The 12,970-nt window shown below is 64.1% G+C and carries 3 protein-coding genes; all 3 read right to left on the reverse strand.

Going from position 1 to position 12,970, the window contains the following annotated elements; all coding sequences use genetic code 11:
* Positions 1-7: 7 nt before the first annotated feature.
* A complete protein-coding gene (locus K328_RS23445; protein ID WP_051284723.1) occupies positions 8-1,003 on the reverse strand; it encodes a TauD/TfdA family dioxygenase in 996 nt (331 codons plus the stop codon).
* Positions 996-8,027: a non-ribosomal peptide synthetase gene (locus K328_RS23450; RefSeq protein WP_036553315.1), complete on the reverse strand. Its 7,032-nt coding sequence runs from the start codon at positions 8,025-8,027 to the stop codon at positions 996-998. The genes K328_RS23445 and K328_RS23450 overlap by 8 nt, the downstream gene beginning before the upstream one ends.
* A partial coding sequence (locus K328_RS23455; protein WP_156901223.1) for a non-ribosomal peptide synthetase occupies positions 8,024-12,970 on the reverse strand: 4,947 nt, incomplete at its 5' end. The genes K328_RS23450 and K328_RS23455, both read right to left, overlap by 4 nt.

Below are 12,970 nucleotides of genomic sequence, written 5' to 3' on the forward strand. Positions count from 1 at the left end.
TACGCGGCTATTCTGCCGCTCCTGCTACATCACCCAACTCGGAATTCATCCGCCCCATGCTGACCAGAACCCGGCGCGATCCGGTAAAGGGCCGCCTGGCATGGGAGGCCAGCATGTTGTCGACAATCATCACATCACCCGCCTGCCAGTCGAACTGGCGAGCCTGCGTCTGGAACGCATCGCGTACCCGGCGGAGGATTTCCGGCTCGATCGGTGCGCCGTCTCCATAGCGCGCATCGCGCGGCAGGCCATCCTCGCCAAAAATATCGATCAGGTCTTCCAGCACGTCCTCACCGAGCGCAGACGGATGGAAGAGCTGTGCCTGATTGAACCAGAGCCGCTCCCCCGTAACTGGATGACGCGCCGTTCCCTGGCAGGTCTGTGCGGTCCGGAGATGTCCTTCCGGGGTCCATTCGAAATCAATATCGTTGGCCTGGCAGAACGCCTCGACCTCACCTCGATCTTCGGTCTGGAATACCGTTTTCCAGTCAAGATCGAAGCCTTCGTGATAATTCCGGACATAGCGCACACCCCGGCGCTCGACCTCGTCAAGCACGTCATCGCCGAGGGCGCGCGTCACGGCACGCACATCCGCGACAGGGGTCTGCCCGCCAGTCTCGGCAGGCTTGATGCAGCAGAACACGAGCCGCAGCGGCCAATCCCGCTGATAGGCATTCTCGCAATGCATCAGGATTTCTTCCGTCGCCGGATATTCGGTCGCCGTCATGATGCCTTCGAGCACTTCTGTACGCGGGGTTGAACGGTAGACATAATTCGCCGGCCGCCCGACAAGCAGGTCCCGGACGCCTGGGAAATCCTTCTCACCAGAAATCCCGATGCCGCGCAGGACGACAACGGGGTGCTCCCGCGCCAGCGCCTCGACAGCGGATAGATTATTGGACACCCACGATGCTGCGCCGCCGCTTCCGCCATTCGCCTCGACAATGACGGCAAAATCCTCACCGTCGAACAGTCGCCGAACGGACCCGTCGATCTCAGCCATGCCCCTTGCTCCCTTGTTCGTGCCAAAGTCGTTCTATCAGTTGTGCCAATGCCACGAGATTGCCTTCCCGCAACAAAGTCCGATGCGTTCCTTCGACCGTTTCGACGGTCACCTGGTTAAATATTGACGACCAGCCCATCGCATCATCCATCGTGCCCCGTTCGGTGCCCGCAGCCCGTATCAGGGCCACCGCACCAGCGGTGGATGCAAAACGATACGCCCCGGCAATGCGGACATTATCACGCGCCCGGGCGACAGTTCCCTCATCCGCACCGGCTTCGGCGGCGGCAGCGGCTATATCGGCCGCGTCGATCTCCGCCCCGTCAGTCTCATGCCCCGGAGCGGCTGCATCGATCAGCACCAGCCTCACATCCCGGCCACGCCCACGCAACCTTTCCGCGATTGCCGCCGCAAGCACGGCGCCGAGTGACCAACCCGCCAGATGGACAGGCTCAGTGTCACTGGCGGCCCCGGCAATAGCCATCGCATAGGCATCCGCCTGCTCCGCCAAGGCATCGAACCCGCGCCCCTGCTCGACAGCGACAAGGCGGCGGTCCTGTTGCCATTCACCGGCGATCAGGTTGTAGACCTGCCCCGAGCCGTCGACTGGATGGATCAGGAACCCGGCTGGCTGCGGCCCCTCGCGGAGCGTCCGGAGCATACATTTTTCATCAGGCCCCGCCCCCGCTTCGATGAGGCGAGCGAGCCCCGCCGCTGTTGGATTCGCAAAAACCTGCGGCAAAGGCAGGCGGCGACCGATCTGGTCACCCAAACGAGCCGCCAGGCGCACCGCGAGAAGAGAATGGCCACCAAGCGTGAAGAAATTCTGCTCCCGTCCGGGGCGGTTTGGCAGCGAGAGAACGTCGCGGAAAACATCGAGTATCTGCGCTTCCAGTTCCGTCCGGGGCTCTCCCCCGATCTCCGCGCCCCCGGCCTTTGGCAGGCTCAACGCGTTCCGGTCGATCTTGCCCGTCGCCGTCATCGGCATGGCGCCGAGCACGGTGAGATAAGCGGGCAGCATGGTTTCAGGCAAACGCCCGGTCAAGGTCTCCCGCACCGATCCCGCAGCATTGTCGGCCGGGCCGGTGATCCAGGCAGCCAGCGCCGGGCGGCCATCGGCATCGGGCGCCGTGATCACCGCTGCCTGCTCCACCCCCTGCACGGCGCGCAGTGCATGCTCAACCTCATCAAGCTCGATACGCACGCCCCGGATTTTCACCTGGCGGTCATCCCGGCCGACAAACTGGATGCGGCCATCGCTGTTGACCCGGCCGAAATCTCCCGTGCGGTAGCAGCGCTCGCCACTAGGACCTTCGACAAAGCGCTCTTCGGAGCGTTCAGCATCCCCGATATAGCCAAGACCAACGCCAAGGCCGCTGATCAGGATTTCGCCGACCGAGCCCGGTACTGCAGGCAGGCCGTATTTGTCTGCAATCGTTACCGAAAGACCGATAATCGGCATACCGATATCAGGGATGTGCCCGGTGTCACAGAGGCCATGCGTGGCGCAGATTGTCGTCTCGCAGGGACCGTATGCATTGAACAGTCGGCGCCCCGGAGACCAGAGATCGGCAAGCGCACCGGGCAGCGGCTCACCGGCCGCGACCACAGTCTTCAGGTCAGGGAAGTCCGCGGAGCCAAGCGCCGACAACGCCGACGGTGTGATCGTCGCGTGGCTGATACGGCGATCCCGCAGAGTGACTGCAAGGGGCTGTCCCGCCTGCAGGTCCTCCCGGTCCGCAAGCACGAGCGTACCGCCGGAGCCCAGCGTGATGAACACTTCCCAGACCCAGGCATCGAACGCAGGCGCCGCCAGCTGCAGCACCCGGCTGCCCGGCTGAATTGAGAGGTCCCGGCCAATGGTCAGGATCAGGTTCGCCAGCCCCTTCCGGCCAAGCAATGCCGCTTTCGGTGTGCCGGTAGAGCCACTGGTGAATTGAACATAGGCGCCATCAGTTCCATCAGGCACCGCTTCCAGAATGTCCCGCATCCGGGCCTTGCGGGCATCCGGCAGGGCGGGATCCATCAAGGCCAGAATGCGCCTCGCGCGCAGCGCCGCCAGAGCGTCAATGACCCGGCGCACCGGATCATCCGTCTCAATCATCGCGACCGGATCGCCGCCATCGGAGAGCGCTTGCTCGGCCAATGCGCCGTAGGTGATTACGTCCCCGCCATACTCAAGTGCGGGCAAGGCGGCATGCTTTGCCAATGTGTCTTCAAGCAATGCCGCCAGATCCGGAAGCGGCTCCGGTGCCGGGCCTTTCAGAATGGACCGGTCGCGATCCTCTGTCGCCACCGCCGCAAGGGCCCCGACCGGCTGCTCCAGTCCCTCGACCAATCCTTCTAACAACAGACAGAAAGAACGGCTCCACGCAGCCACCGTTGCTTCATCCAGCAGGGCGCTGTCATAAATGAGACCGCCGACGATAGCGCCACCGGCTTCTTTCGAGAGACTAGCCGCAATGTCAAACGGCGCCGTTGCCACAGGCAACGGGAATAACTCCGCCGGCAGACCGTCGCCGGTCGCCGCCTCGCGCCAGTCCAGCACGCTGTGCAGCAGCGGTGTGCGTCCCTGATGACGTTCCGGTTTTACCGCTTCGACAATGCGTGACAGCGGCAGGTCCACGTGGCTCAAAAGCTCAGCCATGCCCTCGCGCACCTGCCCAAGCAGGCCAGCACCCGTTTTCGGTCCGTCAAAACCGAGCCGCAGAGGAAGCGTGTTCAGGAACAATCCCGCGACGTGCTCGAATCCCTCCGGCCTGTCGCTGACGGGAATGCCGAGCACAAGGTCCTCGGCACCCGTCAGGCGGTGCAGAAAGAGCGCATAGGCCGCGACAAGCATGCCCTGCAATGTCCCGCCTTCGGACCGGGCGATCTCTTCGGCCCGCGCCGTCAGATCCTTGCCGATGCGCAATGTCACCGAGGCCCCATTCGGCTGATGATCGAGCCGTCGCGGCCGGTCCGCCGGCAGATCGAGTGGACCAGGCGCTGCGGTGAGTTTCCGGACCCAGAAATCCGTTTCAGCCTGCCCGGTCTCGGCAACCCGCTCATGGCGCCATTTCGCGTAAGCGCGATAGTCCGCCTTCGGCTTCGCCCCCGGTTCACTGCCGGTCAGAAACGCCAGCAGATCGCCTAGCAGCACACCCAAAGTGGTTCCATCGGAGATAATGTGATGCAGCGACAGGATCAGCACACCGGCCTCTGGTCCGCCGGAAACATATGTCAGGCGCGCTGTTTCACCGGCCTCGATATCGAAAGCCCGTTCCGCGTCCGCCCGGGCCGCGCTCTGCACGGCGGTATCGAAGTCGCTCCCCCCGTCCACAATCTTGATCGTCGCCCGCGCTTTAGCTACGACACGCAGCTCCGGCCCCGCTCCGGTATCTGGATAGGCAGATCGCAGCGCCGGATGGCGGTCAGCCAGCCGGTCGAAAGCATTGGCAAGAGCCGTCTCCGGATCGTCCATTGAGAGCCGGATGGCGGCCTGCATGACATAGACGCTCGCCTCGCCGCCAAGCTGATGGTCGAGCCAAAGCTGAGCCTCTGCGGGCGACACCGTCGGTATCTCGCCGTCCGGCAAGCGGAGAACCGGTCCGCTGTCCCCGGCGCATGCGCCCGTTCCATCAAGCAGTACCGCCATACCCCGGACGGTGCGACCGCGATGCACGATATCGTTCGGAACATCGATCCCGAGGGATCTTTTCAGCCGGGCGACGATCCTGATCGCCGCAAGCGACGTTCCCCCCGCGGCAAAAAAATCCACTCCGGCATCGAGTTCGAGCCGCTTCAGCACAGTGCGCACAACCTCGAGAACATCCAGCAGATGTGCTGGCTCGGCAGCCGGATCCTCAGCCACATCGCCGAACAATTTCAATGCCAATGCCGCAGGCGTCGGCGCCGATGCCAGATCCGCGAATGCAAGCCCGACACCAAATGCCCGCTTCAGCCGGGCGATAAGCCGGATTGCAGCCAGGGACGTTCCACCAGCCGTAAAAAAGTCCGTCTCCGCATCCGCGCTTTCGGATTTCAGGACCGTGCGCCAGATATCCAGCAGAGCGTTGAGTTTTTCCGGATCCACCTTCCCGCGCGCGGCCAATCCCTGTGATTTCTCCGCGGGTGTTTCCAGCTCCGTCAGGGCAAGTGCGCGGCGGTTTATCTTCCCGCTCCGATTAAGTGGAAGACTGTCCAGCCTTTGGAGCTGGTCCGGCACCATATGGCCCGGCAGCAATCCGGCGACAGCCTCTTTGCAATCCCGCGCCTCTACCGTTCCCGTGATAAAACCGATCAGCCGTTTGTCGCTTCCATCCCCCACCGCGACCACGGCTGCACCCTGCACACCGTCGACGGAGCGCAGCGCCGCTTCCACCTCGCCCGGCTCGATGCGGAAGCCCCGCACCTTTACCTGATCGTCAGAGCGGCCGAGATATTCGAGCGTACCGTCCTCGCGCCAGTGGACGAGGTCTCCTGTCCGGTACATCCGCGCGCCGGGCTCCGCCGCGTAAGGGTCCGCAAGGAACCGCTCCGCCGTCAGCCCCGGACGCCGCCAATACCCCCAGGCCACCCCGGCACCGCCGATATAAAGCTCGCCCGGCATGCCTTCGGGCACCGGCTCAAGTGCGCGGTCCAGCACATAGGCACGGGTGTTCCAAATCGCCTTGCCAATCGGCTCCGCTTTACCCCGTTGACCATTGACCTCATGGAAGATGCAGCCCACGACCGTCTCGGTCGGGCCGTACTCATTGATCAAACGGATCGTCGGCGCATCGCTCCGCCAAGCCGCCGTCGAAGCTGTCGACAGCGCCTCCCCGCCGACCACGAACATGCGGGCGCCGGTAGCCTGCGACGCTACCGGTTTCAGGTCCGCCAGCAGATCGAGATGAGCCGGAGTCATTTTCACGAAGCCATAATCGGCGCCCGCAGCCAGCTTTTCGGCAAGCGCCTCAACCGCGCCTTCCTCAGGCATCAGATGGACAGGCTTCCCGACGAAAAGCGGCAGCCAGAAGGACAGAACCGTGGCATCGAAGGCCGTCGCGGTAACTACCGCCGTGCCATTGCCGTCCTCGATCTCGAACGCATCGCGCGCCCAGGAGAGATAATTGATGACGCCACGATGGGGCACCATGACACCCTTCGGTCGCCCGGTAGAACCCGAGGTGTAGATCATGTACGCAAGATCATCTGGCTGCGGCGCTTCCTGAGCCCTGGCACCACCATCACCCTTGATTTTGCTGAACGCAGCGCCGTCCGCCTCGAACAACGCCATGTCCGGCAATGCGACCGCTTCGGCAAGCTGCCGGGAGCCAGGCGAGAAAAGTATCGCCGACGGCTCCGCATCTTCCACAATCTCCCGCAACCGGCGTTCCGGCAGCCCGACCTCAACCGGCACATAGGCTGCCGTTGACCGCATAATGCCAAGCATCGCCACCGGCAATCCGGCAGAGCGCGGCAGCAGAACAAGCACCCGATCGCCGCGACCGACCCCGGATGCAGCAAGCTGGCCAGCCAGCGTCGAAGCCGCGGCTATGAGTTCGGAGAATGTAAGATTGCCGTCGGGCGCGCTGACAGCCAATGCGTCCGGCGCCGCGGCGGCCGCTGTAAAGACCGCAGCGTCAACAGTCCCCCCCGACACCGGCACGACCGATCCGGAGCCAAGGAGCCTCAGCGTCTCCGCTTCAGGTTCATCGATCAGAGCGAAGTCCGACAGCGCTTGTTCATTCCTGGTACAGAGCCAATCCAGCGCCCGGCGGAACCTGTCCGGCAGGGAAAGAGCAACCGCACGCGGCAGCACACCAACCGCATAATCGAAGCCAGCGCGAATATCGGCCCCGTCCCGTACCATGGACATCATCAGGTCGAACTTTGCCGTTCCTCGGTCGCAGTCGAGAATTTCGAGCGTCAGTCCCGGTAGATCCGGCGGCGCAAAACCCGCATCGTCGAAATTAAAGAAACAGCGCACCGCCGGAACCTCTTCGCTCCGGCTCTCGGCAAGGCCGCGCATGATCTGCTCGAATGGAATTTCCCGGGCATCCAGCGCATCGACCACCGCATGTCTGAGTCCGGTAAGATATTCCGTGCGACTCTTGGCTGGCGAAAGATCAGCCGAAACAGTCACCGTGTTCACAAAACAGCCGGCCGTACCGTGCAGCTCGCTCCGGTCGCGGAGAGCGACCGGCGTGCCCAGGGCAAGACGGTCACGATCCGCCAGACGGCCGATCACGAGAGCATAAGCCCCCGCCAGCAGGGCATAGAGGCTGACCCCGGCCGCGCGCGACGCTTCTTCCGCTCGAAGAACCGTGGGGCCATCGAGCATGAAGGGCACCATCTCGGCACCGTTATCGCCCTCACCTTCAGGCATCAATCCGGGGCGCGGCGGCAGACCGAGGCCATCCTCGGTAGCCATCAGTCGATCGATGGCGGCCGTCCGTAGCGTCGCCATCTCCGGCTTTTCAAGCTGTTCCTGCTGCCAGGCACCCCAGTCCGCATACTGCAGTTCGGGTTCCGGCAGGTCCGGCACACGGCCAGCGCTGTAGGAAGTGTAGGCTCTGGCCAACTCATCCAGCAGCAACCGGACGGTCCAGCCATCGACGGCGATATGATGGAATACTAGCACAAGCGCCGTTGCATCCTGACCGGCAGAAATCAGAACGGGATGCAGGGGCAAATCTGTCTTCAGGTTGAAGATGTGCCCGGCCAGTGCGCGTGCCGCCGTCTCCAGTCCGGACGGATTTTTCACAGAAGAAAGTGTAAAAAGGTCCGGCGCCGCCTCGGTAATCGCCTGCACCGGTCCATCCGGCCCCTCGCGATAAACTGTGCGCAGCACTTCATGCCGGTCGACCAGCCACCGCAATGCAGCGCGCATAGCATCGATATCGACCTGGCCTCTGACCCGAAACGCCACCGGGACATTGTACCGGGTGCTCTCCGGCGCCATCCATTGCTCGGCCAGAATTCCCAGCTGCATGGTGGAAAGCGGCAGGTCGGGTTCGAGAATGAAGTCCAGCCTGTCGCCGAGGCCGTCCGGGCTCATGTCAGTTCCAAACCTCTCTTGCCGGAGCGTCTGGCCCGGCGGGTGATAGGCCCGTCGGAAACCGCCGCGCGGCTGTCCCCCGTTTCCGGGCGTAATGCATCCACAGCACGAGCCATGGCTGCCAGACTGGCCTGCTCGAACACAGATCGAAGCGGCAGTGAGACACCGAAGCGCTGCCTGATCTGTGCGACCAGGCGGACGCCGAGCAGCGAGTGGCCACCGACCGCGAAGAACCCGTCTTCGGGCCGGAACGACCCGCCGCCGAGCAGGTCCGACCACAGTGCCGCCAGTTCCCGCTCCGTGTCCGTGACATATGTCACCGGACCCGCCTCTTCTGTCACGTCCTCACCGGCCGGGATGGCAAGCGCGCCCCGGTCCAGCTTGCCGTTCGGTGTCAGCGGCAGGCCGTCCAGCACCGCGATCCGGCGCGGCACCATCCAGCCCGGGAGCTGCTCAGCCAGCGCAGCCCGCCAGTCGGACGGTGCTGCGGTTTCGCCCTGCGGCAGCACAACCCAGCCATAAAGCGCCCGGTCGCCGTCCATCTCACGAACATCAACCACGACCTGATCCGCACCGGAGACAGCTCTGAGGGCTGCCTCGATCTCGCCAGGCTCGATCCGGAACCCGCGCAGCTTGATTTGCCGGTCGATCCGGCCGAGATACTCAACGGCTCCATCGGCACGCCGCCGCACCAGATCTCCGGTGCGATACATACGGGCACCCGGCTGATCCGAGAACGGATCGGCCAGGAACACCTCCGCCGTCTGTCCCGGCCGACCGACATAGCCGTCCGCAAGCCCCATGCCGCCGATATAGAGCTCCCCCGCCACACCCCGCGGCACCGGCTCCAGATTGGTGTCCAGCACATACAGCGCCGTGCCCCGGATAGGCGTGCCAATGGGAATGATCCGTGTGCCGTCCGGCTCGTCATTCGAGGGGTGGTAGGAGGCAAAGGTCGTTGTCTCCGTCGGGCCATAACAATTAACGAAGCGCACATCCGGCCAGCGCTTGACCGCCGCGCACACCGCATCGGCATCCGCCGCCTCGCCGCCGAAAAGCACTTCCTCGAACACGGTGAAGGCATCCGCCTCCGCCACTGCAGCACGGTTGAAGACGGACGTTGTCAGGAAGGTCGAGGTTACTTTGGCATTGGCAAAAGCATCGGCCAATGCTTCGGCCTCATAGGTTGCCTCGCGCCCAACCACGACTGTCGTCGCCCCGTTCAGCAGGGCGCACCAGATCTCGTAGGTGGCCGCGTCGAAGGCCGTTGTAGCGATCTGCGCCACACGCTTGCCCGGACAGAAGCTGGCAAAGCCCGGCTCCACCGCCAGACGCAGCACGGCACGGTGCGGGACCCGAGTGCCTTTCGGGCGCCCAGTCGAACCACTGGTGAACATGATGTAAGCCGCATCCGCGCCGAGTATGGCCGGGCATGCGACGGAACCGCCCGCGACAGTTAGTCCGTCACAGGCAATCGCCTCGATGCCTTCCGGCAGCCAGTCAGGAACGGCGCCATCGGTGACGACCAGTGACACATCGGCATCCTCTGCCATCCCCACCAGACGCGGTCCCGGCTGTTCCGGGTCCAGCGGGACATAGGCCCCGCCTGCCTTCAGCACCGCCAGGAAGGCAGCGATCTGCTCCACACCGCGCGCCATGCTGACACCGACCGGCGTGCCCCGACCAACGCCCCGCGCGGCGAGGCCCACCGCGAGTTCATCCGTCAGCCGGTCCAGGGCGCTGTAGCTCAATGCCGCGCCGTCCGGCCCTTCAAGCGCCGCAAGATCCCCATGAGAGGAAACCATCTCTGCGAAACGAGAAACAACCGTCCCCTCTGGCGCCCAGCGCGCATCGACAACGGCGGAGCCAGACACTTCAGCGGAACGTTCCCCTGACCGGGACGACAGCAGCGATATGGCATTCAGATCCTTGTCCGGTTCCGTGACCAGATCCTGCAGAACCTTCTCGTAATAGCGGGCAAACCGACGTGCCGTTTCTGCACTGAAAAGGTCGGCAGCGTAATGCAGCACCAGCCCGAGACCGTCGCCCTGCTCATCGAACGCAAAAGTCAGATCGTAACGCGCACTCACCGCGTCGACATGCACGGGCGTCACCGCCGCACCATCGAGTGCGAGGGCCATCCGGTCCGCCGGTTGCAGCACCAGCATCACACGGAAAAGCGGTGTCCGACCGGCAGCACGGTCTGGGCCGAGCGCCTGGACGATCCGGTCCATCGGCAGGTCCTGATAGGTGAAGCCTTCAAGCACTTCATGGCGGGCAATCTCGACCGCCTGATCCAGCGAGACAGCTTCGTCCAGTCGCAGCCGCAGCGGTATGGTATTGACGAAATAGCCAACCAGATCCTGCACCTCTCCGCGATCACGGCCCGAGGCAGGCGCACCTATAACGATGTCCGCCTCTCCGGACAGCCGCTGCAGGGTGACGCCAAGTCCCGCCAGCAACATCATGAACAGCGTTGCCTGCTTTTCCCGTGCCCGTGCCCGAAGCGCCTTGGCAAGATCAAGCGGTACCGGCAGATGCAGCATGGCGCCGGTGAAGCTCTGGGCATCCGTGCGCTGGTAATCTTCGGGTAGCTCAATCCTGTCCGGAGCGCCGGTCAGCCGTTTAACAACGGCCTCCACACCAGACTGAGCATCGCAGGAGGACAACCGTTCACGCTGCCATGCGGCCCAATCGAAATACTCGATAGCGAGCGGAGGCAAAGCGAGGTTTCGGCCACGGCAGCGGGCGTGATAGGCCATGGTAAGATCGCGATAGACCACCGGCGCGGACCCCCCGTCGGTTGCGCTGTGATGCATGACAAGCGCCAGCAGGTGTCGTCCGTCCGGGAGTGCGGCGACGGTAGCCCTTACCGGAATGTGCCGGGCGAGATCGAAAGACTCCAGTCCCTTGCTTTCAAACCACCTCCGGATCGTGGCCTCGTCCGCGCTCTCCAGACGCTCCAACGCCACCTCGACCGGCATCGGCGGCAGCACTTTGACGATCAGATGCCCGTCTTCTTCCACCAGCAGGCTGCGCATCGCCTCATGCCGGGCCACGACATCGCTGAGCGCGCCGGAAAGCGCTGTCAGATCGAACGCGCCATCGATGACGAAACCGTCCGGCACGTTATAGGCATTCGCGCCTTCAAGCTTTGAAAGGAACCAGAGCTGTTCCTGGCCGAGGGATGGCAAGATCCGATCCCGCTCAACCTTCACCAGCGGTATGTCATCTATGCGTTTAGCGTCTCTTACATGTTTGGCGAGGGCGCGTGCGGTGGGATGGGCGAAGACCGCATTCGCGGGCAGCTCAACCCCGAGCGCCTTCCTGAGACGCCCGACAACCTGCACCGCCAGCAACGAGTGGCCGCCAAGGGCGAAGAAGTTGTCCTCCGCCCCGACCTCCTCACGCCCCAGCACACCCGCCAGAACCGCGCAGCACACTTCCTCTTCCGGGCCTCTGGGCCCGCCGCCAAGGCCCGCCGCCGTCAGCTCCGGCGCCGGAAGCGCCTTCCGGTCCAGCTTCCCGTTCGCCGTGATCGGCAAAGCGTCCAGCGTCACCCAGTCCGACGGCACCATGTGCTCCGGAAGCTTGTCACGCAGGTATGGGCCAAGATCTGTAGGCACCATATTCCCCTCGGCAACCAGATACCCGACCAGACGCGGGTCGCCTTGCCGGTCTTCCCGCAGCAGCACCGCCGCTTCACGGATCGCGCCATGCCCCATCAGAACGGACTCGATCTCCCCAAGCTCGATCCGGAAGCCCCTCAGCTTCACCTGGAAGTCGCTCCGGCCAAGATAGACCAGAGCGCCATCGGCCCGTCTGCGGGCGATGTCTCCCGTCCGGTACATCCGGGCGCCGGGTGTGGCTGCATGCGGGTCCGCGATGAAGGTATCGGAGGTCAATGCCGGGCGACCGAGATAGCCGCGCGAGACCTGAACACCGCCAATCCAGAGATCCCCCGCAACGCCGACAGGCACAGGCTCAAGCGCGCTGTCCAGAACATAGAGGCTGGTATTGGCGATTGCCGTGCCGATCGGCAGCGGGTCGTCCGACGGGCTCTCGCACTTCCAGTGCGTCACATCGATGGCCGCTTCCGTCGGGCCGTAGAGATTATGCAGCTCGGCTTGCTCCGGCTTCAGGCTGTGGAACCGGTCCACCAGCCCCGGTGACAGCGCCTCGCCGCTGCACATCACATAGCGCAGGTCTGTGCACGCGGAGAGCGTCGCTGCCGAGCCACCATGGCCGAGGAAGCTTTGCAGCATCGACGGCACGAAGTGCAGCACGCTGATGCGCTCTTCGATCATCGTCTTTGCCAGATAGTCCGGGTCCTTATGACCGCCGGGCTTTGCCGCCACGAGGCAGGCGCCCGTCATCAAGGGCCAGAAGAACTCCCACACAGAGACGTCGAACGTGTAGGGCGTCTTCTGCAGCACCCGGTCGCCGTCACCGATATCGAAGGCTTCCTGCATCCAGAGGATACGGTTCGCCAGCCCCGCATGGTGGTTCATCACCCCCTTGGGCAGACCCGTCGAGCCCGAGGTATAGATCACATAGGCAAGGTCGTTCGGCCCGAGCTCGATATCAGGGTTGCCCGCATCGGCTCCGCGTCTGCTGCCGCGCCCGGCATCGTCGACGCAGAGCGTCCGCCCCTCATGCACCGGAAGCACGTCCAGCAAGCCTGTCCGCGTGATCACCACAGGCGCCGCCGCGTCCCCGATCATGAAGCCGAGACGATCACCGGGCAGTTCCGGATCGAGCGGAACATAGGCACCGCCCGCCTTCATCACCGCCAAGAGCGACACAACGAGATCAACAGACCGCTCCAGCGCAACGCCGACACGCACGTCACGGCCGACGCCCGCCCGCAGCAGGCGCCGCGCCAGGGCATTCGCCCGGCTGTTCAGCTCGCCATAGCCAAGCTCCACGCCCTCGAACCGCAC

It is taken from the genome of Nisaea denitrificans DSM 18348, assembly GCF_000426505.1.
Classification (GTDB): Bacteria; Pseudomonadota; Alphaproteobacteria; order Thalassobaculales; family Thalassobaculaceae; genus Nisaea; species Nisaea denitrificans.

What these genes read in the sequence shown, in the direction of transcription:
- K328_RS23445 (WP_051284723.1), bottom strand. Translation starts at nt 1,003, where the DNA reads ATGGCTGAGATCGACGGGTCCGTTCGGCGACTGTTCGACGGTGAGGAT.
- K328_RS23450 (WP_036553315.1), bottom strand. Translation starts at nt 8,027, where the DNA reads ATGAGCCCGGACGGCCTCGGCGACAGGCTGGACTTCATTCTCGAACCC.